Annotated in this window: 24 protein-coding genes and 1 riboswitch; of the genes, 8 read left to right on the forward strand and 16 right to left on the reverse strand. The window is 68.7% G+C overall.

Annotated elements, in window-relative coordinates; genetic code table 11:
* Nucleotides 1–9: 9 nt before the first annotated feature.
* Nucleotides 10–1,275, reverse strand: a complete 1,266-nt coding sequence (thrC, locus tag B0293_RS38335; RefSeq protein WP_005158594.1) for a threonine synthase — start codon at nt 1,273–1,275, stop codon at nt 10–12.
* A 12-nt stretch (nt 1,276–1,287) separates the two neighbouring features.
* A riboswitch (SAM riboswitch) is annotated at nt 1,288–1,420 on the reverse strand.
* A 133-nt stretch (nt 1,421–1,553) separates the two neighbouring features.
* Here thrC and holA point away from each other — a divergent pair.
* On the forward strand, nt 1,554–2,537 hold the full coding sequence (gene holA, locus B0293_RS38340; protein ID WP_005158597.1) for a DNA polymerase III subunit delta: 984 nt from the start codon (nt 1,554–1,556) through the stop codon (nt 2,535–2,537).
* Between the two features lie 65 nt (nt 2,538–2,602).
* On the opposite strand, the gene rpsT is transcribed toward holA, so the two are convergent.
* The gene (rpsT, locus tag B0293_RS38345) at nt 2,603–2,863 is read right to left on the reverse strand and encodes a 30S ribosomal protein S20 (RefSeq protein WP_005158599.1); all 261 of its coding nucleotides are present in this window, start codon (nt 2,861–2,863) and stop codon (nt 2,603–2,605) included.
* 333 nt (nt 2,864–3,196) lie between these two features.
* Here rpsT and B0293_RS38350 point away from each other — a divergent pair, with 333 nt between their 5' ends.
* Together B0293_RS38350 and B0293_RS38355 are read left to right on the forward strand one after the other, a co-directional pair.
* The gene (locus B0293_RS38350; RefSeq protein ID WP_039918301.1) at nt 3,197–4,102 is read left to right on the forward strand and encodes an EamA family transporter; all 906 of its coding nucleotides are present in this window, start codon (nt 3,197–3,199) and stop codon (nt 4,100–4,102) included.
* Nucleotides 4,103–4,125: 23 nt separating this feature from the next.
* Complete coding sequence (locus B0293_RS38355) at nt 4,126–4,500, forward strand: VOC family protein (protein ID WP_005158604.1); 375 nt, start codon at nt 4,126–4,128, stop codon at nt 4,498–4,500.
* On the opposite strand, the gene B0293_RS38360 is transcribed toward B0293_RS38355, so the two are convergent.
* The gene (locus B0293_RS38360; protein WP_052014480.1) at nt 4,497–5,084 is read right to left on the reverse strand and encodes a class I SAM-dependent methyltransferase; all 588 of its coding nucleotides are present in this window, start codon (nt 5,082–5,084) and stop codon (nt 4,497–4,499) included. The genes B0293_RS38355 and B0293_RS38360 overlap by 4 nt on opposite strands.
* 113 nt (nt 5,085–5,197) lie before the next feature.
* On the opposite strand from B0293_RS38360, the gene lepA reads away from it, so the two are divergent.
* Nucleotides 5,198–7,039, forward strand: coding sequence for a translation elongation factor 4 (lepA, locus tag B0293_RS38365; protein ID WP_005158612.1), 1,842 nt, complete (start codon nt 5,198–5,200; stop codon nt 7,037–7,039).
* A gap of 50 nt (nt 7,040–7,089) precedes the next feature.
* On the opposite strand, the gene B0293_RS38370 is transcribed toward lepA, so the two are convergent.
* Both B0293_RS38370 and B0293_RS38375 read right to left on the reverse strand, forming a co-directional pair.
* On the reverse strand, nt 7,090–7,536 hold the full coding sequence (locus B0293_RS38370; protein WP_005158614.1) for a pyridoxamine 5'-phosphate oxidase family protein: 447 nt from the start codon (nt 7,534–7,536) through the stop codon (nt 7,090–7,092).
* 53 nt (nt 7,537–7,589) lie between these two features.
* Nucleotides 7,590–9,353, reverse strand: a complete 1,764-nt coding sequence (locus tag B0293_RS38375; RefSeq protein WP_005158617.1) for a family 20 glycosylhydrolase — start codon at nt 9,351–9,353, stop codon at nt 7,590–7,592.
* Nucleotides 9,354–9,504: 151 nt separating this feature from the next.
* Between B0293_RS38375 and B0293_RS38380 the strand changes: the two genes are divergently transcribed.
* Nucleotides 9,505–10,554 carry an NAD(P)H-dependent flavin oxidoreductase gene (locus B0293_RS38380; RefSeq protein ID WP_005158619.1) on the forward strand — a complete coding sequence of 350 codons (1,050 nt, stop codon included), beginning with the start codon at nt 9,505–9,507 and terminating at the stop codon, nt 10,552–10,554.
* On the opposite strand, the gene B0293_RS38385 is transcribed toward B0293_RS38380, so the two are convergent.
* The 3 genes from B0293_RS38385 to B0293_RS38395 form a co-directional block, all read right to left on the reverse strand.
* The gene (locus tag B0293_RS38385) at nt 10,529–12,004 is read right to left on the reverse strand and encodes an amino acid permease (RefSeq protein WP_005158621.1); all 1,476 of its coding nucleotides are present in this window, start codon (nt 12,002–12,004) and stop codon (nt 10,529–10,531) included. The genes B0293_RS38380 and B0293_RS38385 overlap by 26 nt on opposite strands.
* An 80-nt stretch (nt 12,005–12,084) precedes the next feature.
* Nucleotides 12,085–13,128, reverse strand: coding sequence for an alpha/beta hydrolase (locus B0293_RS38390; protein WP_005158624.1), 1,044 nt, complete (start codon nt 13,126–13,128; stop codon nt 12,085–12,087).
* A gap of 199 nt (nt 13,129–13,327) precedes the next feature.
* Complete coding sequence (locus B0293_RS38395; protein ID WP_005158628.1) at nt 13,328–14,293, reverse strand: zinc-binding dehydrogenase; 966 nt, start codon at nt 14,291–14,293, stop codon at nt 13,328–13,330.
* Nucleotides 14,294–14,354: 61 nt separating this feature from the next.
* Here B0293_RS38395 and B0293_RS38400 point away from each other — a divergent pair, with 61 nt between their 5' ends.
* From B0293_RS38400 to B0293_RS38410, 3 genes are read left to right on the forward strand one after another with little or no spacing between them, the layout of a single operon-like run.
* The gene (locus B0293_RS38400; RefSeq protein ID WP_005158630.1) at nt 14,355–14,558 is read left to right on the forward strand and encodes a hypothetical protein; all 204 of its coding nucleotides are present in this window, start codon (nt 14,355–14,357) and stop codon (nt 14,556–14,558) included.
* Nucleotides 14,559–14,569: 11 nt separating this feature from the next.
* Nucleotides 14,570–15,040 carry a ribonuclease domain-containing protein gene (locus B0293_RS38405; protein WP_005158633.1) on the forward strand — a complete coding sequence of 157 codons (471 nt, stop codon included), beginning with the start codon at nt 14,570–14,572 and terminating at the stop codon, nt 15,038–15,040.
* The gene (locus B0293_RS38410) at nt 15,037–15,393 is read left to right on the forward strand and encodes a barstar family protein (protein WP_005158635.1); all 357 of its coding nucleotides are present in this window, start codon (nt 15,037–15,039) and stop codon (nt 15,391–15,393) included. Before B0293_RS38405 ends, B0293_RS38410 begins: the two co-directional genes overlap by 4 nt.
* Nucleotides 15,394–15,401: 8 nt before the next feature.
* On the opposite strand, the gene B0293_RS38415 is transcribed toward B0293_RS38410, so the two are convergent.
* The 8 genes from B0293_RS38415 to B0293_RS38450 all read right to left on the reverse strand — a co-directional run bounded on the left by B0293_RS38415 (nt 15,402) and on the right by B0293_RS38450 (nt 22,558).
* Entirely contained in the window at nt 15,402–16,175 is a 774-nt protein-coding gene (locus tag B0293_RS38415) for an enoyl-CoA hydratase-related protein (RefSeq protein WP_005158637.1), read from the reverse strand.
* A gap of 76 nt (nt 16,176–16,251) precedes the next feature.
* Nucleotides 16,252–16,875, reverse strand: a complete 624-nt coding sequence (locus B0293_RS38420) for a hypothetical protein (protein ID WP_005158639.1) — start codon at nt 16,873–16,875, stop codon at nt 16,252–16,254.
* A gap of 195 nt (nt 16,876–17,070) precedes the next feature.
* Nucleotides 17,071–17,832: a sirohydrochlorin chelatase gene (locus B0293_RS38425; protein WP_005158641.1), complete on the reverse strand. Its 762-nt coding sequence runs from the start codon at nt 17,830–17,832 to the stop codon at nt 17,071–17,073.
* Nucleotides 17,829–19,091: a sulfate adenylyltransferase subunit 1 gene (locus tag B0293_RS38430; protein ID WP_005158643.1), complete on the reverse strand. Its 1,263-nt coding sequence runs from the start codon at nt 19,089–19,091 to the stop codon at nt 17,829–17,831. Before B0293_RS38430 ends, B0293_RS38425 begins: the two co-directional genes overlap by 4 nt.
* On the reverse strand, nt 19,091–20,011 hold the full coding sequence (gene cysD, locus B0293_RS38435; RefSeq protein WP_039918307.1) for a sulfate adenylyltransferase subunit CysD: 921 nt from the start codon (nt 20,009–20,011) through the stop codon (nt 19,091–19,093). The genes B0293_RS38430 and cysD overlap by 1 nt, the downstream gene beginning before the upstream one ends.
* A gap of 11 nt (nt 20,012–20,022) precedes the next feature.
* Nucleotides 20,023–20,718 (reverse strand): phosphoadenylyl-sulfate reductase, encoded by a 696-nt coding sequence (locus tag B0293_RS38440; RefSeq protein WP_005158647.1) that lies wholly within the window; start codon nt 20,716–20,718, stop codon nt 20,023–20,025.
* Entirely contained in the window at nt 20,715–20,867 is a 153-nt protein-coding gene (locus B0293_RS38445; protein ID WP_005158649.1) for an eL43 family ribosomal protein, read from the reverse strand. The genes B0293_RS38440 and B0293_RS38445 overlap by 4 nt, the downstream gene beginning before the upstream one ends.
* Nucleotides 20,864–22,558: a nitrite/sulfite reductase gene (locus tag B0293_RS38450; protein ID WP_005158650.1), complete on the reverse strand. Its 1,695-nt coding sequence runs from the start codon at nt 22,556–22,558 to the stop codon at nt 20,864–20,866. The genes B0293_RS38445 and B0293_RS38450 overlap by 4 nt, the downstream gene beginning before the upstream one ends.
* Nucleotides 22,559–22,590 lie beyond the last annotated feature (32 nt).

Genomic DNA, 22,590 nt, shown 5'->3' on the forward strand with positions numbered 1-22,590 from the left:
GTCGGGAACTCAGATGCCGAGAGCCTCGCGGACCGCGTCGGCCGAGGCGCTGACGGTGGCCTTCGGGCCGATCTTGTCCTCGACGGCGTCGAGGGTCTTGAGGCCGTCGCCGGTGATCAGGAGCACGATCTCCTCGTCCGGGTTGAGCTTGCCGGTCTCGATGAGCTTCTTCGCCGTCGCGACGGTGACCCCGCCGGCGGTCTCGGTGAAGATGCCTTCGGTGCGGGCGAGCAGCCGGATGCCCTCGACGACCTCCTCGTCGGTGACGTCTTCGATCGCACCGCCGGTGCGGTTGACCACGTCGAGGACGTAGGGACCGTCGGCCGGGTTGCCGATCGCCAGCGACCGGGCGATCGTGTCCGGCTTGACCGGCTGGACGACGTCGTGGCCCGCGCGGAAGGCCGCCGAGACAGGCGAGCAGCCGGTGGCCTGCGCGCCGAACACCTTGTAGGGCGTTTCGTCGACAAGGCCAAGCTGCCCGAACTCGCGGAAACCCTTGTCCACCTTGGTGAGCTGGGAGCCGGAGGCGATCGGCACCACGATCTGCGAGGGAAGCCGCCAGCCGAGCTGCTCGGCGACCTCGAAGGCCAGCGTCTTGGAGCCTTCGGAGTAGTAGGGCCGGACGTTCACGTTGACGAACGCCCAGCTCTCCTGCTCGGCGGCGAGCTGGGTGGCGAGCCGGTTCACGTCGTCGTAGTTGCCGTCGACCGCGATCAGGTCGCCGTCGTACACGGCGGTGGTGAGGATCTTGGCGCGCTCGAGGGTCTTCGGGATCAGCACGACCGACCGCCAGCCCGCGCGGGCCGCGGCGGCGGCGACCGCGTTGGCCAGGTTGCCGGTCGACGGACAGGCGAGCACGTCGAACCCGAACTCGCGGGCGGCGGCCAGTGCGACGGCGACCACGCGGTCCTTGAACGAGTGAGTGGGGTTACCGGTGTCGTCCTTGACCCAGACCTTCTTGACCCCCAAGGCTTTCGCGAGCCTGTCGGCCTGGATGAGCCGGGTGGCGCCGGGTTCGGTGTTGGGGATTTCTTCGACGTTCGAGGGAACGGGAAGGAGCTTCTTGTAGCGCCAGATGTTCTTCGGTCCGGCTTCGATGTCCTCGCGGCGCACGCGGCCGAAGTCATAGGCGACCTCGAGCGGCGAGAAGTCTTCGGCGGAAACGAACTCGGGGGCGAGCGGCTGCCGGTGTCCCTCTTCCTTCGACACCAGTTCGACGGCCGGTCCGAGATCCGGGGTCTTGGTGGTGGAGGTCGTGCCGAGGGTTGCGGTCATCGCGAGGTCCTTTCCTCATCTGCCCCGCCGTGGCGGGCCGGAATTGGCACCGTGTTCGTCAGCTACCCCGCGATCGCGGGATGACAGGCTGACGCCGGTTGCCGGGGCTTCATCGGGCCGTTCCCTCTGCCCCTCTGGATGAGCGGTATTCGATTGTCGGCACGCGAGATCGCGTCGCCTCGCCAACACCGTACGACATGAGCCTCGGGTGGGGCCACCGTGCCCGGAACACATCACCGGACAAAGCACACGAGAGGACGAGTGGCAGGATCGTCACCGTGACGACGCAAGCTTCCGCCCCATCGCCGCTGGTCCTGGTCCTCGGTGAGGAAGAGCTGCTGATCGAACGCGCGGTCCGCGCCGCTTCGGACGCGGCCAAAGCGGCCGATCCGACGGCGGATCTCACCAGGATCCGGGTGTCGGACCTCACAGTTCCCGCCCTCGCGGAGATGGTCAGCCCCTCGCTGTTCGCCGAGGGCAGGGTGATCGTCCTCGAATCCGCGCACGACATCTCGCAAGAGCTCTCCGACGGCGTGATGGCCTACGTCAAGGCGCCCGCCGACGGCATCGTGCTCGTCGTCGTGCACAGCGGAGGCGGCCGGAGCAAAGCCGCCAAGGCGCTTCCCGCGGCCTTGAAGAAGGCCGGTGCGGAGGTCGTCGAGTGCCCGAAACTGACCAAGCCCGCTGAACGCGAATCCTTTGTCCGCAACGAGGTCCGCCGGGTCGGCGGGAAGATCGACGGCGCGGCCGTGCTCGCGCTGATCGACGCCGTCGGCTCGGACCTGCGCGAGTTGTCGTCGGCCGCGACACAGCTCGTCGCGGACGCCGGCGGCACGGTCGACGAGCAGGCTGTCCGGCGCTACCACCGAGGCCGCGCGGACGTGAACGGGTTCGCCGTCGCTGAGAAGGCCGTCGCCGGCGACAAGACGGCGGCGCTGGAGTCGCTGCGCTGGGCGATGCAGCTGGGTGTGCCGCACGTGCTGGTCGCGGACGCCCTCGCCGACGCCGTCCGGACGATCGCGCGGGTGTCGGGCGCGGGCCGCGGGAATCCGAACCAGATGGCGGGTGAGCTGGGGATGCCGCCGTGGAAGGTCCGCAAGGCGCAGGGGCAGGCTCGCGGCTGGGGGCAGGACGGCCTTGCCACCGCGATGCGGGTCGTCGCCCGGCTCAACGCCGAGGTCAAGGGGGTCGCGGCCAATCCGGAGTACGCGCTGGAACGCGCCGTCCTGGAGGTCGTCGACGCCCACGGCACGAGTCGTTGAAAGCACGCCGCTGAAACGTCGAAGGGCCCCGGTGACTCGCGTCACCGGGGCCCTTCGAAAGCCGATCAGAGAGAGTTCGCGCGCTTCGCGAGCGCGGACTTCTTGTTGGCGGCCTGGTTGGCGTGGATGACGCCCTTGGTCACGGCCTTGTCCAGCTTCTTGGCCGCGTCCTTCTGCAGCTCCAGGGCCTTGGCCTTGTCACCGGCGTCGGCGGCCTCGCGGAACTTGCGGATCGCGGTCTTCACCGAGGACCGGATCGCCTGGTTGCGCTGACGCGCCTTTTCGTTGGTGGTGATGCGCTTGATCTGCGACTTGATGTTGGCCACGGGGGCGCTCCTCTTGAATCTCTCGGTGGTTTCACCGCCGCGCTGTGACCGGCCCTGCGCGCTCGTGAAAGCGGCGCGGGTTTCCTCCATGACGGAATGCCACACGACGGTGAAGGGCAAGCTTAACAGCCGTCCCGGGGCGGATCGCGGCCACCTCCGGGCGGGTGTTTGAGGTACGGTGAAGATCGTAGTGCCTAGGGTTCCGCCGCCTGCCCGTTCAGCGAAACGCACAATCAGGGCAGGGGGGACAGGTCCGAGCGGCACCATCGGCGAGGCCGGAAGTGTCGCCGTTCATCTGACGGGACAAAAGCCTGGAGGACCGGTGTTTTCCGCATGCGCGGAAAACGTGAAAGGTCCGCTGTGAACGTCACCGCTCTGTCCTTCGTCATCATCGCCGCCGTCATCCACGCGGGCTGGAATCTGGCCGCCAAGCGGATCCGCCGCGGCGGGGCCCGCTTCGTCTGGGCCTACTACAGCTTCTCCGCGCTCTTGCTCATCCCCGTCATGGCGGTCTCGCTGGCCGTCGAGCCGCAACGTCCACAGTGGACCTGGCTGCTCGCCGCCGCGGTCACCGCGGTGTTCCACGTCACCTACGGGGTCGTCCTCCAGCGGGGGTACGCCGTCGGCGATCTGTCCGTCGTCTATCCCGTCGCCCGCGGGACCGGGCCGCTGATCTCCGTGCTCGCGGCCGTCGTGCTGCTCGGCGAGCGGCCCGGGGTGCTCGGCCTGGTGGGCGCGTTCCTCGTGGTCGCCGGGGTGCTGGTCATCGGCACCGGGCGAGCGTCGGCCCACGCCGACGCCGCCGATCGTGTCGCTCGCCGCAAAGGTGTCCTGTACGGGTTGCTGACCGGGCTCACGATCGCCGCCTACACCCTGTGGGACGCGCATTCGGTCACCGGCCTCGGTGTCCCGCCGATCATCTACTTCGGAACCGGCGCGATCGTGCAGAGCCTGCTCATGGCGCCGTACGCGCTGAAGGACCGGGAAGAGGTTTCATGGCTCTGGCGTGAGCACAAGCGCGAGATCCTCATCGTCGGCCTGTTCTCTCCCTTCGCCTACCTGCTGGTCCTCTACGCCCTCCAGGTCGCTCCGGTGAGCCTGGTCGCACCCGCGCGGGAGCTGAGCATCGTCCTGGGCGGCCTGGCCGCCTGGCTGGTCCTGGGCGAGGCGAACGCCGCCCGCCGGATGTTCGGGTCGGCGGTCGTACTGGCGGGCATCACCGCGATTGCGATGGCCTGAACCCATCCGGTAGGGATTGAGCCATGGACGTGCTGAGCAGCAGGGTGTTGATCCACCCGAAGGACCTCGACGTGTCGACGGCGTTCTATCGGGACACCCTGGGCCTCGCGATCGACAAGGAGTTCCCCGGCGGGACGGTGTTCTTCGCCGGGAACGGGTCGATCGAGATCGTCGGTGCCGGGAAGACCGGCCCGACTCCCGACGTCGCGTTATGGCTCCAGGTCCGGGACCTGCCCGCGGCGCTCGAGGAGCTCGCCGCGAAGGGCTTGGATCCGGTCCGCGGAGCGCGCCGTGAACCCTGGGGCCTGGACGAAGCGTGGATCGCCGATCCGGATGGCACCAGGATCGTGCTGGTCGAGGTGCCGCGTGAGCATCCGTTGCGCACCGACCCGCGCTAGGTCCGAGGCTTGATCGCGCGCAGCTGAGCGGCGAGGGAGGCGCCGAAACCCGGCGGATCCCAGGTCCAGGTCTGGAGGTCGGTGAAGCCGGCGGCCGCCGCTTCGTCGGCCAGTTCGTGCCGGGACACCGGCAACCACTTCTCGTGCGACGACAGCAGCAGCCTGCCGCCGGGCCGCAGCACGCGGAGCAACTCGGCGAACCCTGCCGCACGGTCCTCCCACAGCTGCACGTTGTTGACGGTCAGGACCACGTCGACGCTCTCGTCCGGCTCGCCCGTGGAGTCCGCGGTGCCGCGTCTGAGCTCGACCTGGTCGCCGCACCGGCGACGGGCCCGGGCGAGCATCTCCGGGGACGGGTCGACGCCGATCGCGCGGCCCGCGCTCTCGGCCGCGGCCCGCAGGCCGACACCCGGGCCGGGGCCCACGACCAGGACGGTTTCGCCGGACTCGATCGACGCCAGTTCGACGACGCGAAGTTCGGTGGCAGCGTTGCCGTGCGCCATCGCCAGGCCACCGAACCGGCCGAGCAGTCCCCTGGGATGGCCGAACGTGCGATCGAGCATTTGGGACAGTGAAGTACTCATACTTCGAGGGCACCACAGCTCACCACGGGCCGCATCGGGGATGACCCCCACTCGCACCCGGAGCGGCATGGGACCATAGAGGTGGCACACCCCGACCTTCGCGAGGAAACCCGTTGACGACGTTCGCCGACACGACCTTCACGCCCCCGGAGCTCATCCGGAACTTCTGCATCATCGCGCACATCGACCACGGCAAGTCGACCCTGGCCGACCGGATGCTGCAGCTCACCGGCGTGGTCGAGGAACGGGCCATGCGCGCTCAGTACCTCGACCGGATGGACATCGAGCGGGAACGCGGCATCACGATCAAGGCGCAGAACGTGCGGCTGCCCTGGAAGGTCGACGGCCAGGACCACGTCCTGCACATGATCGACACTCCCGGGCACGTCGACTTCACCTACGAGGTCTCTCGGGCCTTGGAGGCCTGTGAGGGCGCGGTCCTGCTGGTCGACGCCGCACAGGGCATCGAGGCGCAGACGCTCGCGAACCTGTACCTCGCGCTGGAGAACAACCTCCAGATCATCCCGGTGCTCAACAAGATCGACCTGCCCTCCGCCGACCCGGACAAGTACGCCGCCGAGATCGCGCACATCATCGGCTGCGAGCCCTCGGACGTGCTGCGCGTGTCCGCCAAGACCGGCGTCGGTGTCGGCGACCTGCTCGACGCGGTGGTGAAGCAGGTCCCCGCGCCGCAGGGTGACGCGGACGCGCCGGCCCGGGCGATGATCTTCGACTCGGTCTACGACACCTACCGGGGCGTCGTGACCTACATCAGGGTCGTCGACGGCAAGATCACGCCGCGCGAGCGGATCAAGATGATGTCCACCGGCGCCACCCACGAACTCCTCGAGGTCGGGATCATCTCGCCCGAGCCCAAAGCCAGCAAGGGGCTCGGGGTCGGTGAGGTCGGCTACCTCATCACCGGAGTGAAGGACGTCCGGCAGTCGAAGGTCGGTGACACCGTCACCTCCGAACGTCAGGGCGCGAAGGAACCGCTCGCCGGTTATCGCGAGCCGAAGCCGATGGTCTACTCGGGTCTGTACCCCGTCGACGGTTCGGACTACCCGGACTTGCGCGAGGCCTTGGACAAGCTCCAGCTCAACGACGCCGCGCTGGACTACGAGCCCGAGACGTCGGTGGCGCTCGGTTTCGGCTTCCGCTGCGGCTTCCTCGGCCTGCTGCACCTGGAGATCACCCGCGACCGCCTGGAACGCGAGTTCGGCCTCGACCTGATCTCCACCGCGCCGAACGTGGTCTACGACGTGGTGCTGGACGACGGCAAGGAAATCCACGTCACCAACCCCTCGGACTGGCCGACCGGGAACAAGATCGACAAGGTGCTCGAACCGGTCAGCAAGGTGAGCATCCTCGCGCCGTCGGAGTTCATCGGCACGATCATGGAGCTGTGCCAGAACAAGCGCGGCCAGCTGCTCGGCATGGACTACCTGTCCGAGGACCGGGTCGAGCTGCGGTACAACCTGCCGCTGGGCGAGATCATCTTCGACTTCTTCGACACACTGAAGTCGCGCACGCGTGGCTACGCTTCGCTGGACTACGAAGAGGCCGGCACGCAGGCGGCGGACCTGGTCAAGGTGGACATCCTCCTCCAGGGCGAAGGTGTCGACGCGTTTTCCGCGATCGTGCACAAGGACGACGCCTACAACTACGGCAACCGCATGGTGAACAGGCTTCGCGAACTGATCCCGCGGCAGAACTTCGAGGTGCCGATCCAGGCCGCCATCGGGGCCCGCATCATCGCCCGCGAGACCATTCGCGCGATCCGCAAGGATGTGCTCGCGAAGTGCTACGGCGGTGACATCTCGCGTAAGCGCAAGCTGCTGGAAAAGCAGAAGGAAGGCAAGAAGCGGATGAAGACCGTCGGCCGGGTCGAGGTCCCGCAGGAAGCCTTCGTGGCCGCACTGTCCACAGAGGACAGCGGCGCCAAGAAGAAGTAGCCTTCAATCCGCGAAAGGCCGCCCGACGTGCTGTCGGGCGGCCTTTCGTGTCAGCGATTCCCGCTGACGCGGTTCGCCGTGACGAAGACGGCGACGCGGCGCTCGGCGGCCATCACGCGGTCGTACTCGTCCCAGTCGTCGTGGGTTCCCGTCGCCGCGATGAAGACGTCGCGCAACAGCTTGGGGAGCCCGGCGGGGTGGAAGTCCGCGTCCGGGTCGTCCGGGCCGATGAGATGTGTGCTTCCCTGGACCGCCGCCCATTCCCAGCCGCGCCGGAAGGTGATCGTGGCGTGGCCCGCCCGGCGGAACAGGTCGAGTTTCTTCACCCCGCCCATCGCGACGAAGGCTACTCCCGGTGTCTTGGTGACCGGGTCTTCGAAGACCCCGGCGTTGACCACCGAGGAGTGGACGGTGCCGTCCGCGCGAACCGTCGAGACGGTCGCGAGTCCGTTTTCGCGCAAGGAAAGAGTGCGGACGAGTTCGAGGTCTGCGGCCATGGATCCACCGTAGCCCGCCCGGCCGGTGAAGGGGGCCGAGCGGGCGGAGGGGATCAGCAGGTGCCGTCGTCGCGCCAGACGCCCGATTCGCCGGTGGTGCCGGGCTCTTCGCCCCGCGTCCACCACTTCGCGTACCACTTGTGCCCGTTGTGGGAGACGCTCATGCCGCCGGTGTAGGTGGCGGCGCGATCCCAGGCCGGGAGCGAGCAGGTGCCCGGATTGCCGGATCCGGTTTCCCAGGGCACCTGGCTCGACTTGTAGTAGCCGAGGCCCTGTGCCTGCCAGCGCGGGGCCTGGGCGCCGAGGCGCACCCGGAAGGTGTTCCAGTCGTGCGTCGACCACGGCGACCAGCCGAGTTCCGCGTGCGCCGGGAGCCTCGGGAAGGCGAGGTAGTCGATGTTCGCCGGGGTCACCACGGTTTCGGTCCACAGCGGGGATTCGACACCGCGGACGGCGGATTCGGGCACACCGGAGAGGTAGGCGCCCGGGTTCCAGTTGTAGGCGTCCTGGACCTCGATGTAGCCCGCCCACGAGAGCCCGATCGGCGTGCTGGAGTTGTACTTCATGTCCAGATACGCCTTGTTCGCCGGCGACATGATCACCTTGCTGCCGCGGGCGACGGCGTTCGAGACCTCCGTGCTGGACGTCGTCGTGCCCCAGAACTGCGGAGTCGCCGTGGCGGGCAGGGTGGCCTTGCCGATCTCGTGCCAGCCGACGACCTGCTTGCCCGCGGCGGCCACCATCGGCAGCACCCGGTTCATGAAGGTGCGGTAGTCCGCGTCGCTGGTCGCCTGGGCCTCGTCGCCGCCGAGGTGGAAGTACGGTCCGGGGGTCAGCGCGGCGAGCTCCCGGATGACGTCGTTGACGAAGGTGTAGGTGATCTCCTTCGAGATGCAGAGCGAGCTGTAGCCGACAGCGGTGTCGGTGCGCAGCGGGGGAGCGGTGTTGTTGCAGTTGAGTTCCGCATACGAGGCCTGGGCGGCGTTGGTGTGTCCGGGCATGTCGATCTCCGGGATGACCGTGATGAACCGCGAAGCCGCGTAGTTCACGATCTCCGAATACTGCGCCTTGGTGTAGTAGCCACCGGCGCCGCCGCCGACCTGGGTGCTGCCGCCGTAGGTGGCCAGCCGCGGCCAGCTGTCGATCTGGATGCGCCAGCCCTGGTCGTCGGCCAGATGCAGGTGCAGGTTGTTGATCTTGTACTGCGCCAGCTGGTCGATGTACCGCTTCACCGTGGCGACGGGGTGGAAGTGCCGGGCGACGTCGAGCATCGCGCCGCGATAACCGAAGCGGGGGTAGTCCAGGATGTTGGCGCCCGGGATCGTCCAGGGGCCCTGCTGCACCGTGGGGCTTTCGATCTTGCCGGGCAGCAGCTGCCGCAGCGTCTGAACGCCGCCGAACAGGCCTTGTGCCGTCGTCGCGCGCAGGATGACCGAAGCGGACGTCGAGTTCAGCTGATAGCCCTGGTCGCCGACGCGCGCGTCGGCGCCGGACAGCAGGAGTGAGATGCCGTCGGTGGGCGTGCCCGAGGGCGCGTCGGAGACGGGCAGGGCGAAGCCGGTGGACGTGCGGAAGACCCCGGCGAGGTAGTCGCCGACGGCCTTGGCCTGCGCCGAGCCGGCCTGGGTGTAGATCTTGGTGTTCCCGGTCAGGGCGTAGTCGGAGCCGTTGACCGCTTGGACCGAGACCGGCACCGGGACGATCGCCTGCAACGGTGGTGTCGCCGCGTCGGCGACGGGGGCGGCTGCGGTGGTGACGCCGGCGAGCAGCGCCACCCCGACGAAGGCGCGGCCCAGCCGCGCTCTCAAGGTCTTCACCGGGGCCTCCAAAGGGCGGGGACGTGACCCACGTCACGACTGGTCAGATCGTCGCACTTCCGGACCTAAAGGTCTAGACCACCAAGAAGGAACCTTGGAGTGACTCGAACGTCACATACCGTGTCGCCGGGAGGGGACTATCGTCGGAAACGTGTTCGAAGACCTGCGTTTCCCGGTGATAGCGGCTCCGATGGCCGGCGGTCCGACCACTCCCGAGCTGGTGGCCGCGGTGACCGCGGCGGGCGGGTTCGGCTTCTTGGCGGGCGGCTATTTGAGTGCCGACGCCCTCCAGGATCGGATCGCGAAGACCGCTGAACTCGCCAGCGAGCCCTTCGGCGTGAACCTCTTCGTCCCGGGTGGCGCGGGCGAGGCGGATCTCGGCGGCCACGTCGAGCGCTGGCGCGCGGAGGCCGAGCGGTACGGCGTCGAGCCCGGAGAGCCGAGCTGGGATGACGACGCCTACGCCGCGAAGCTCGAGGTCGTGCTGGAGCGGAAGGTCCCGGTCGTTTCGTTCACCTTCGGTGCCCCCTCGCCCGCGGACGTCGAACGCCTGCATGCCAACGGAAGCAAGGTGGTCGTCACCGTCACCAGCCCGGCGGAGGCCGATCAGGCCGTCGCGGTCGGTGCGGACGCTCTCGTGGTCCAGGGATTCGAGGCGGGGGCGCATCGAGGGCTCTTCGCCGACGAGCCCGGAGCCGAAGGCGGGGGAGCGCAGTACGGCGCGCTCAGCCTGCTTCGCCTGGTCTCGGCACGGACGGATCTGCCGCTGGTCGCGACCGGAGGGCTGGTGCACGGCGCCGACATCGCGGCGGTGCTGGCGGCGGGAGCCGTCGCGGCCCAGCTGGGGACCGCGTTCCTGCGGGCGGACGAAGCCGGGACGCAGCCCGCGCACCGCCGGGCACTCGCGGACGGCGGAAGGCCGACGGCGTTCACCAGGGCGTTCAGCGGACGCCCCGCCCGGTCGCTGGTCAATCGCGCGGTCGCGGACTTCTCGGCCACCGCGCCGTCGGCGTATCCGCAGGTCAACAATCTGACCAAACCGATCCGCGCGGCGGCGGGCAAGGCAGGGGACCCCGAAATCATGTCCCTTTACGCGGGACAGACCTACGAACTCGCGGGCTCCGGCCCGGCGGCGTCGATCATCGAACGCCTCCAGGCCGAAGCCCGCGAAGCCGCTACGCGTTTGAGTCGTCTCCGCTGACCTGCTTCGCGTCGCCGTTGTTCGCGTTCATCGCGGAGTGACGGCGGCTGTAGGCGAAGTAGATGATCAGGCCGATGGCGAACCAGACCGCGAACCGCAGCCAGGTCTCCGGGTTCAGGAACGTGATCAGCCAGATCGAGAAGACGATCCCGATGATCGGCACGATCGGCATACCTGGCGTCTTGAAGGACCGGGGCAGGTCCGGCTGCTTGTAGCGCAGCACGATCACCGCGACGCAGACGACGACGAACGCGAGCAGGATGCCGATGTTCGTCAGTTCGGCGGCCTCACCGATGGGCAACAGCCCGGCGATGATCGCCGACGCTCCGCCGAGCACCCAGGTCATCCGGTTCGGCACCTTGCGCACCGGGTGGGTCTTGCCGAACCACTTGGGCAGCAGGCCGTCGCGGCTCATCGAGTAGCCGACTCGGCTCGCACCCATGAGGAAGGTGAACAGCACCGTGGTGATACCGATGATCGCGCCGACCGCGATGATCAGGCCGAGCCACTTCATCCCGAGGCCGGCGAAGGCGCTGGAGAAGGCGGCTTCGCTGTCGATGTCCTTGTAGTTGACCATCCCGGTCAGGACCAGGCAGGCCAGCACGTAGAGCACCATCGAGATGGCGAGCGAGTAGATGATCGCCTTCGGCATGTGCTTCTGGGAGTCGGTCGATTCCTCGGCCGCGGTCGACATGGCGTCGTAACCGAACACCGCGAAGAACACGGTCGCCGCGCCGGTGAACGCGCCGCTGAGGCCGAACGGGAAGAAGTTCGAGTAGTTGTCGGTGTTGATGTGGAAGACACCGACGACGATCACCAGCAGGACCAGGCCGACCTTCAGGTAGACCAGCAGTGTCTCGAACCGGGCGGCGTTCTTCATGCCCTGGTTGAGGATGAAGGCGATCAGCAGGCACAGCAGGACGGCGAACAGGTTGATCTTGTAGGACCCCGGTTCGACGCCGGCCTTCTCGGTTCCCGGAGCGCCCAGCATCCACGTCGGAAGGTCGATGTTCAGGTAGCCCAGAAGCTCGTTGAAGTAGCCGGAGATGCCGATCGCGACGACCGCCACGATCGCGGTGTACTCCAGCAGCAGGTCCCAGCCGATGAACCAGCCGACGATCTCGCCCAGCACGGTGTAGCCGTAGGTGTAGGCGGAGCCGGCCCGGGGGATCAGCCCGGCGAATTCGGCGTAGGAGAACGCGGCGGCCGCGCTGGCGATGCCCGCGATGAGGAACGAGATCAGCACGGCGGGGCCCGCCGTCTTGTTCGCGACCGCGCCGGCCAGGGAGAAGATCCCCGCGCCGATGATGCCGCCGACCCCGATCGCGGTCAGCTGTCGCAGGCCCAGCGTGCGTTGAAGCCCGCCGCCTCCACTGAGTTCTTCGATCTGCTCGATCGGTTTGCGGCGGAATACCCCGGATCCCGAGCCCAGGCTGCGCGGTGCGGACATCGTCGTCTCCCAACGGGTTGTGCTTTTCGGACCGGGTCGACAGTCCGAAAGGCACCGTAGCGGGAGACGGGACTCCGCACCTATCCGGCGACGGTGTCCTCGCTCACTTCGGCGGCCACGCGAGCGGCGATCTTCGACGGCCTGGACGCGCCGGCGGAGAAGTAGGTCAGCAGCTCCGAGATCTCGACGGGGTCGTCCAGCTGCGGGCAGTGGCCCCAGTCCTCGCGCACCATCAGCCTGCTGTGCGGGACCAGCGCGTGCAGCTGCCGCCCGGAAGCGGCGCTGACCAGCTTGTCCTTGCCGCAGACGACCACCAGAAGCGGGATGCGGACCTCTTCGAGCCGGTACGCGTTCGCCAGCTCCTCGACGAGTTGCCTCGCCTGTTCGAGCCGGGTGGTGGTGGAGCGGTAGTCCGGGAACAGTGCAGTGAACCGGCGCACCTGGTCGGCGTCCGCGGCGGTGGAGTCGGCGTACAGCAGCCGGGGGACGACCTGCTCGGCGACGGCGCGCACGAGGAAGCCGGGGATCGGCAGCGGCAGGGCCGAGTACATCCGCAGCGGCAGCGGGTAGCGGGCCACCGTGCGGATGAGCCAGCTGTCCACGAAACCGGGCGCGGCGATCGACACCACGCCCGAGACCGGCAACCGGTGGTTCTCGGCGGCACGCAGGCTCATCGTGCCGCCGAGAGAGTTGCCGGCGAGCACCACCGTGCCGAGCACGGCCTGTTCCTTGATGACGGCCGCGGTGAAGGCGTCCAGCTGCGGGAGCATCGGACCCGGACGGAGTGGCTGAGCGTCACCGAACCCGGGCAGGTCGACCGCGACCGCCGGAACACCGGCGGCCGCGAGCAGCTCCAGGACCGGGCGCCAGGTGTCGGCGCTGTCGCAGTAGCCGTGCAGCAGCACCAGTCTCGGTGCCGTCGGCTTGGCCTGTCCGCGCGTGGTGGCCCGCTTGCCGAGCACCCGCCGAGGCGTGCGGTCGGCGGGTGCGGGCGGCTGCGGCCCGACCTCGAGCACTCTGGTGCGGACACCGGCGTAGCGCCGGAAGGAGACGCGGATCGGGTCGGCGTCGGTGGTGGTCCGGCCCCCCGGGTCCGCCGGTTCGGGCCGCTGCGATGCGGTCATGGTTCCAGGTTAACCACGAGAGGTCGGATTTTGGTCGAACTTTGGTCGTGAGAATCTTGCTGAGTCATAACGTTCTTGACACTTGACAAGACCGCGAAATGACTGTTTGACCTGCGTGGAACGCGCGAGCGTGCGCGAATGTGCGCGCTTGATCACGGCGACGGCAAGATCCGCACTCATCCGATCAATGCGGGCTGTGTCAAAGAAAGAAGACGACCTTTCCAGAGGTTTCCCCGTCGAGCATGTTCTTAAACCCGGTTTCCGCTTCCGAGAACGGCAATTCCGCGCCGATCTGCGGACGGACCCCGGTGAGCTCCAGGTAGGCGAGCAGATCGGTCAGCTCGTCCCTGGTCCCCATCGTCGAACCCGCGATACGCAGTTGCAGAAAGAACACGCGCTGCAACTCCGCGTGAGCGTCCGGGCCGCTGGTCGAGCCCGAAACGACGATGATCCCGCCCGGTTTGAGCGACTTCACCGAGTGGGACCAGGTCGCCTTCCCGACGGTTTCGAAGACCGCGTCGACCCGCTCCGGCAGCCGCGCGCCGGACTCAAAGGTCTGATGTGCGCCCAGATTCTCTGCCAGCGCACGCTTTTCTTCGCTACGCCCAGTGACCCAAACCCGGAATCCGGCCGCACGCCCGAGCTGCACGAGGGCGGTCGAGACGCCGCCGGAGGCGCCCTGGACGAGCATCGTCTGTCCCGGCCGCAGCCCGGACTTCACGAACAGCATCCGGTACGCGGTCAGCCAGGCCGTGCCCATGGTCGCGGCTTCGGCGAAGCTCAGGCTCGCCGGCTTCGGCACGACGTTGCGCGCCGGGACCACGACCTGCTCGGCGAAGGTGCCCTGGTGCTTCTCCGTGAGCAGGGTGCGTTTCGGGTCGAGCGTGTCGTCGCCCTGCCAGCCCGGGGCGTTGATCACCGAGTGGAGGACGACCTCGGTGCCGTCGTCGAGGGTGCCCGCGCCGTCGCAGCCCAGGATCATCGGGAACTGCTCGGGTTTGATGCCGACCCCGCGCAGCGTCCACAGGTCGTGCATGTTGAGGCTGGCTGCCTTGACGTTGACCCGCACCCAGCCTTCGGGCACCTCGGGCTCGGGTCGCTCGCCGATCACGAGCGAGTCCAGCGGCTTTTCGGCGTTGGGTTCGGAAGCGTAAACGGCGAACATGCCAGCAACCTACCCCGGCCCTTCCGGCGGGACCACTGGCCCACGAGCGTAGGCTTACCGGGTGTTCAACGGGCTTGCTGACTGGTGGGACGGCGTCGAGCTGTGGCTCGCGCAGGCCCCGTTTCCCGTGCAGTTCGTACTGGTCATGGTGGTTGTGGTGCCGCTGTGCCTGGTCGCGGCCTGGTTGCTCGACGCGCTCTTCGGGAAGGTCGCCCGGGTCTTCGGCGCGGCCCGCGATGCGAACGACTCCGACCGGTCCTCCTAAGCTGGCGAACCATGTTCAACCGTAGGCGGATCACCGCCGCCCTGATCGGCCTGATCGTGCTGGTGCTCGCAGGCTGGTTCGTCAAGGACGGCATCAGCGGTGACGACACGAAGAGCTCCTCGGCTCCGGCGAGTTCGTCAGCCCAGCCCAAACCGTCGGGCGCGGCCAAGGGCAAGGTCGCGGGCGAGGAGTCCGGTCTCCCGGTCAAACCGCTCACGGGGTTGCCGTCGCAGGCCTCCGACACCTGGAAGCTCATCACCGCGGGCGGGCCGTACCCGTATCCGCGCAATGACGACGTCACCTTCCAGAACCGGGAGAAGGTCCTGCCCGCCAAGGATTCCGGCTACTACCGGGAGTACACGGTCAAGACGCCGGGCAGCCCGGATCGCGGGGCGAGGCGGCTGGTGACCGGCACCGGCAAGGAGCTGTACTACACCGAAGACCACTACAAGTCCTTCGTCGTAGTGGACCCCAGCCGATGAGCGCGGGCAAGGACGCGGCGGACAAGGCGTTCGCCCGGGGCGCGTATCCGCACCTGATCGACGGCACGCGGACGGTCGACAAGGCCTCCGCGCTCGACGCGATCGCCGAAGCCCTGTCCTTCCCCGACTACTTCGGGAAGAACCTCGACGCGCTCTACGACTGCCTCACCGACCTGTCCTGGCTCCCGGCGGGGGAGCACGTGCTGATCTGGTCCGGTTCCTCGGTGCTCAAGGACCGCGACCCGAAGGCCTACCTGGCTGTCCGGAGCGTGCTTTCGGACGCGCAGCGGGCGCTGGGTCCGTCCGGGGATCGGACGGACTCCCGGCGCCTCACCGTCGTCCTGCCTGATTAGGCCGTGTCCTAGTCCTCGGGGACCCAGTTCGGCTTGCGCTTCTGCGCGAAAGCCGTGATGCCCTCCTGGCCCTCTTCGCTCGCGAAGAACCCGGCGGACAGCTTGTTCATAGCCTCGAAGCCTTCGCCGGGTGTCGCAGGGCGGGGCTTGCTGAGCAGGTCCTTCGTCGCCGCGAGCGCTTTCGGGCCGCCGAGGGCGAGCGCCTTGACGTAGCGGGCGACCTCGCCGTCGAGCTCGTCGGCGGAGACGGACGAGTTCAGCAGGCCGATCTCGACGGCGCGCTTCGCGTCGAAGGTGTCGCCGGTCAGGAACAGCTCGTGGGCGGCGCGGGCGTTGAGCCGCGGCAGCACGGTGAGCGAGATGACGGCGGGCACGACGCCGATCCGCACCTCGGAGAAGGCGAAGGTCGCTTCGTGCACGGCGACGGCGATGTCGGTCGCGGCCACCATGCCGATGCCGCCCGCCCGCGCGGGGCCCGCCAGCTTCGCCACGACAGGCTTGGGGCTGGTCCACAGCTGTTCGAGGATCTTCGGGAACTCGTTGACGCCCTGGTCGCCCGCACCGGCGCCGCGGGCCTCCTTGAGATCCATGCCCGCACAGAACACCGGCCCGGTGTGGGTGAGCACGATGACCCGTACCGCGTCGTCGGTCTGCGCCTTGTCCAGCGACTCGCTCAGTTCACGCCGCAGCTGGGCGGAGAGCGCGTTGCGGTTGTGCGGGGAGTCCAAGGTGATCGTGGCGGTGCCGCCCACCACGTCGTAGTGCACCAGTTCGTCAGCCATGCCCCACCTTCGCACGGGCGAAGTCGGGCCGGGCAGTGGCCTGCGCCACCATGGCGGGTGGTGGCGCAGGCGCTGCTCAGCCGATGGTCGTCGTGGTGAAGGTCGGGCTCGGGTTGGGGAAACAGGCCGTCGGCGCCGAAACGTCGAAGCCAGCGCTGACCACGGCGGTGAACGTCAGGCCCGGGTCGGCGTAGCTGGTGCCGCCCAGCTTCGTCTCGATGGTGCCGGACGAGCCCGCGGTGAGGTGCGCGGTCACGGTCGGCAGTTCGAACGTCGAGCCGCCCGCGATCGGGCCGGGGAAGCTCAGCGTCGCGACGCTGCCCGAGACGGTGATCTTCGGCGGAGTCGAACCGATGCCCGAGCCGCCCGCGAGGTCGGCGCCGACCCAGGTCGAGTTCGCCGGGATCGGGATCTTCAGGGAGAAGTCCTTGATGTTCTTGACCTTGTAGCCGCTCACCTCGGCCGGGACGGTGTTGGCCGCCGGGTCGATGACGACGTCGAGCGCGGCACCGGGCGCGACGGTGGCCGGCGCGGTGACGTCGGCGTCCTGGTTCAGTTTGAGGTACTTGTTGCCGACGAGCGGCGGCTTCGCCTCGCAGTCGAAGACGACGGTCGTCGCGGCCGAAGCCGGGGCGGCTAGACCGGCCAGCGAGACGAGCACGGCCGAAGCGCAGACGAGGGCACGGATGGCAGCCTTCATGTTCCACCTACCAGGGGGTTCGATGGGGGAGAAAGGGAGCTGCGCAGCGTTTAGAGAGTTACCGGCAAGTTAAGTAACTCGTCAAGAAATCTCCGTTCCCATACGCGGGGCGTCACGGAACTGGGAATGAGATCCACCGATGATCGGCATCAAGTGTCCGAACGGGACAGGCCGTGCTACTCAGTCGATGAATGATCAGGCGGCGAGCCGGGCCGCCGCGACGTCGTAGCGTTCCAGGACGAGCCCGGCGATCCGCGGATCCGGTCCGAGCGGCCCGGCGACGATCACCGACGGGTCGGCTTCGCGGGCCAGGCGTGCGATCCGGTCCGGCAGCAGCCCCGGCGCGAGGAACCAGCCAGCGACCGCGAGCCGCTGAGCGCCGTTGAGCCGCAACCGCGCGATCGCGGCGGGCACGTCCGGCTGCGCGGCGCTGGCGAAGGCCGGTGTCGCGAGCAGTCCGCGACGCAGGTGCCAGCGGGTGGTGATCCCGGCGACCGCGTCGTTCGCCGCGACGTTCGACGAGCCGACCCCGGCGAGCAGGACACCCAGGCTGGGATCGTCGAGGTCGGCGCCCGCCTCGGTGAGCCGGTCCAGCGCGACCGTCTCGATGAGCGGGTCGATGCCCAGCACCCCGGAAACCCGCACGTCGAGGCCGGGACAGTCCGCGGTCACCTCGGCGACGAGCGCGGGCAGGTCGACCCGGGCGTGGTACGCGACGCCGAGCAGCAGCGGTACCACGACGACCTCGCGATGTCCCTCGGCGTACAGCCCGCGCAAGGCATCGGTCAGCAACGGTTCCGAAAGGTCCAGGAAGGACTCGCGGATGTCGAGACCCGGTGCCAGCCCGCGGGAGACGTCGAGCAGGGCGCGGATGGTCGCGGCGGACCGCGGATCGCGGCTGCCGTGGGCGACGGCGACCAGTGGCGGAGTGGAGCTTGGGGTCTGGCGTGGGGTCATGCGAACCTTTCGCCGACGAGTCCGGCGGCGAGGGTGTCGCCGTCCTTCGGGTCGATGACCAGGAACGCGCCCGTCCGCGGGCTGACGCCGTAGTCGTCCACGCCGATCTCTTCGGCCAGCCTCAACGTCGCCCTGCCGATGTCGTTGAGCTCCAAGGTAGCCGGATCGTCCACACTGGACAACGTCTGCTCGTCGAACCGGGCGTGGAGCTCGCCGACCAGTGCCTGCACCGTGCGTGTGCCGTGCTTCACCAGCACCCGCGCGCCCGGTTTGAGCGCCTTGGCCGAGAGCCAGCACAGGGTCGCGGTGATCTCGTCGGTCACCGTCGGCTGCCGGTCGGCGGCGGCGATCAGGTCGCCCCGCGAGATGTCGAGGTCGTCCGCGAGCAACAGGGTCACCGAAGTGCCCGCGCCGGCTTCGGCGAGCGGCCCGTCGGCGGTGTCGATGCCCTCGACCCGGCTGCGGAGGCCTTGCGGGAGCACGACGATCTCGTCGCCCGGCCGGACGGTGCCCGCCGCGATCTGCCCCGCGTACCCGCGGTAGTCGGGGTGGTCGGCCGTGCGCGGCCGGATCACGTACTGCACCGGGAACCGGAACGCCGAATCGTGCGGATCCGGCGCCACGGGCACGGTTTCCAGATGCTCCAGCAGGGTCGGGCCGGAGTACCACGGGGTCTTGTCCGACTTCTCCGCCACGTTGTCGCCCACCAGCGCGGAAACCGGCACCGCGAGCACGGAACCCCGTTCGTAGCCGAGGGACGCGGCGTGCTCGGCGAACTCCTCGGCGATCACGGTGAACGTCGCCTCGTCGTAGCCGACGAGGTCGATCTTGTTCACCGCCAGCACCAGGTTCGGGACGCCCAGCAGGGCGAGCACCGCGGCGTGGCGGCGGGTCTGCTCGATGACGCCCTTGCGCGCGTCGACCAGCAGCACGGCCAGTTGCGCGGTGGACGCCCCGGTCACCGTGTTCCGCGTGTACTGCACGTGCCCGGGGGTGTCCGCGAGCACGAAACTGCGCTTCGGCGTCGCGAAATACCGGTATGCCACGTCGATCGTGATGCCCTGCTCGCGTTCCGAGCGCAGGCCGTCCACGAGCAGCGAGAGGTCCGGAGTGGACAGTCCTTTGTCGACACTGGCGCGGGTGACCGCGTCCAGTTGGTCGGCGAGGACGGACTTGGTGTCGTACAGGAGGCGCCCGACCAGGGTCGACTTCCCGTCGTCCACACTGCCCGCGGTCGCGAGCCTGAGGAGGCTGGACATCAGAAGTACCCTTCCCGCTTGCGGTCTTCCATCGCGGCTTCCGACATCCGGTCGTCGGCGCGGGTGGCGCCGCGTTCGGTGAGCCGGGAGGCCGAAACCTCGGCGATGACCTCGTCCACCGTGGCGGCGGTCGATTCGATGGCGCCCGTGCACGAGCCGTCGCCGACGGTCCGGTAGCGCACGGTCAGTTCTTGGACGACCTCGTCCGGCCGCGGCCCGCCCCACGGGCCCTCGGCCAACCACATGCCATCGCGCTGGTAGACCTCGCGCCGGTGCGCGTAGTAGATCGACGGCAGTTCGACCTTCTCCCGCGCGATGTAGTTCCAGACGTCCGCCTCGGTCCAGTTGGACAGCGGGAAGACGCGGACCTGCTCGCCGGGGCGGTGCCTGCCGTTGTACAGGTTCCACAGTTCGGGGCGCTGCCGCCGCGGCTCCCACTGACCGAAAGCGTTGCGCAGGCTGAAGATCCGTTCCTTGGCGCGGGCACGTTCCTCGTCGCGGCGTCCGCCGCCGAAGACGGCGTCGAACTTGTTCTCGGCGATCGTGTCGAGCAGCGGCGTGGTCTGCAGCGGGTTGCGCATCCCGTCGGCGCGCTCTTCGAGCCTGCCGTCGTCGATCCAGTCCTGGACCTTCGCCACGACCAGCCGGAGCCCGTGCTGCTCGACCACGCGGTCGCGGAAGTCGATGACCTCGTCGAAGTTGTGCCCGGTGTCCACGTGCAGCAACGGGAACGGCACCGGGGCGGGCCAGAAAGCCTTGATCGCCAGGTGCAGCAGGAGCGTCGAGTCCTTGCCGCCGGAGAACAGGATCACCGGCCGGTCGAACTCACCCGCCACCTCGCGGAAGATGTGGATGGCCTCGGATTCCAATGCCGCCAGGTTGTCGGTGGCGGCGTCAGTGGCCGGTTCGAGCGTGGTCATTTCGTCCCTTCTCACCCGTGCAGGCCGCATTCGGTCTTCCCCTGCCCGGCCCAGCGGCCGCTGCGCGGGTCCTGACCCGGTGCGACCTTCGCGGTGCACGGCGCACAGCCGATCGACAGATAACCGATGGACACCAACGGGTTCTCGAGGATCCCGTGTTCGCTGATGTAGCCGTTGAACTCGTCGTCCGACCAGGGGGCGATCGGGTTGATCTTCACCAGCCCGTTGCGGTCGTCCCAGGTGATGATCGGGGTGTCCGCCCGGGTCGGCGCGTCGACGCGGCGGACGCCGGTCACCCACGCCGAGTACTTGGCGAGTGTGTTCCGCAGCGGCACGACCTTGCGGAGGTGGCAGCACTGGTTCGGGTCGCGCTCGTGCAGTTTCGGGCCGTACTCCGCGTCCTGTTCGGCGACGCTCTGCGCGGCCTCGGCGTTGACGATCCGCACGCCGGGATAGACCGCCTGCACCGCGTCACGGGTGCCGATGGTCTCCGGGAAGTGATAGCCGGTCTGCAGGAACAGCACGTCGACGTCGGGTTTGACCTGGGTCGCCAGATCGATGAGGACGGCGTCCTGCATGTTCGACGCGACGATGAAGTCGTCGCCGAACGTCTCCGCGGTCCAGCGCAGGGCCTCGGTCGCGGTCGCCTCCGCGAGCTCTTTCGAGGCTCGTTCGGCGAGGGTCTTGTAGTCGGCAGTGGCGGTCATCCTGGTGACACCTCCGGGAAGGACAGTCCGAGGAACTTCACGGTGAAGACCCGGCGGCAGCCCGAGCACAGCCAGGAGCCGCCCTCCTCGGGACGCAGGTCTTCATCGCCACAGAAAGGGCAGTAGTACGGCGTCGCCCGCTCGGTCATTGCAAGAGGCCTTCGTCGGCGCGCAGGACCCACTGGGCGAACCGCTCGCCGGATTCGCGGCCGGCGACGTACGCCCGCACGACCCGTTCGACGTACGCGGTCAGCTCCGACGCGGTCACCTTGTGCCCGCGCAGTTTCCGGCCGAACCCGGCGTCCAGGCCGAGGCCGCCGCCGAGGTGCACCTGGAAGCCTTCGACCTGGTTGCCGTCGTCGTCGGTGACGATCTGGCCCTTGAGCCCGATGTCGGCGGTCTGGACGCGGGCGCAGGAGTTCGGGCAGCCGTTGAGGTGCACGGTGACCGGGTTCTCGATCTCGGCCTGGATGTCGGCGAGGCGCTTTTCCAGGTCGGTGACCAGTTCGATCGCGCGCGCCTTCGTCTCGACGATCGCGAGTTTGCAGAACTCCAGGCCGGTGCAGGCCATCACCCCGCGCCGCCACGGCGACGGCTCGGTCTGCAGGCCCAGGTCGGCCAGTTCGGTCTTCAGCCCGCTCACCTCGGCCTCGGGGACGTCGAGGACCACGAGTTTCTGGTGCGGGGTCAGGCGGACCCGGTTCGACCCGGCCCGCTCGGCGGCCTTGGCGACCGCCAGCAGGGTGGCCCCGGAGACGCGACCGGCGACCGGGGCGGCGCCGACGTAGAACTTGCCGTCGATCTGCGGGTGCACGCCCACGTGGTCGATCTGGGTCGCGGGCACCTCGGGCGCGGGGCCGTCGGTCAGCTTGCGCTTGAGGTACTCGTCTTCCAGCACCTGGCGGAACTTCTCGGCACCCCAGTCCTTCACCAGGAACTTGATCCGGGCGCGGGCGCGAAGCCGGCGGTAGCCGTAGTCACGGAAGACGCTGATCACGCCTTCCCAGACGTCCGGGACCTCGTCGAGCGGGACCCAGGCGCCGAGGCGCTGCCCGATCATCGGGTTGGTGGACAGCCCACCGCCGACCCAGAGGTCGAAGCCGGGGCCGTGTTCGGGGTGGTTCACGCCGACGAAGGCGATGTCGTTGATCTCGTGCGCGACGTCCTGCTGTCCGGAGACCGCGGTCTTGAACTTGCGTGGCAGGTTCGAGTAGCGCGGGTCGCCGATGTAGCGGCGCTTGATCTCGTCGATCGCGGGCGTGCCGTCGATGATCTCGTCGGCGGAGATGCCGGCGACGGGGGAGCCGAGGATGACGCGCGGGCTGTCGCCGCACGCCTCCAATGTGGTCATCCCGGCCTTCTCCAGCTTCGCCCAGATCGTCGGGACGTCCTCGATCTGGATCCAGTGGTACTGGATGTTCTGCCGGTCGGTGATGTCGGCGGTGTCGCGCGCGTGGGTCTGGGAGATCTCGGCGAGCACGGCGAGCTGCTCGGTGGTCAGCGCGCCGCCGTCGAGCCGGACCCGCAGCATGAAGTAGCGGTCGTCGAGCTCTTCGGGCTCCAGCGTCGCGGTGCGGCCGCCGTCGATCCCGGGCTTGCGCTGGGTGTAGAGGCCGAACCAGCGGAACCGGCCCCGGAGGTCACCGGGGTCGATCGAGTCGAACCCGCCGCGGGCGTAGATGTTCTCGATCCGCGCCCGGACGTTGAGCGGGTTGTCATCCTTCTTGGACCGCTCGTTGGGGTTGAGCGGTTCGCGGTAGCCCAGTGCCCACTGTCCCTCGCCTCGTTTCTGTTTGACCCGGGGCGTGCGGGCAGGGGTCTCGCGCGTGGGCGACGACATGGGAATCCTCCGGCTGATCGTGGTGGTGGCGG

It is taken from the genome of Amycolatopsis azurea DSM 43854 (genome assembly GCF_001995215.1).
In the GTDB taxonomy this organism is placed as follows: domain Bacteria; phylum Actinomycetota; class Actinomycetes; order Mycobacteriales; family Pseudonocardiaceae; genus Amycolatopsis; species Amycolatopsis azurea.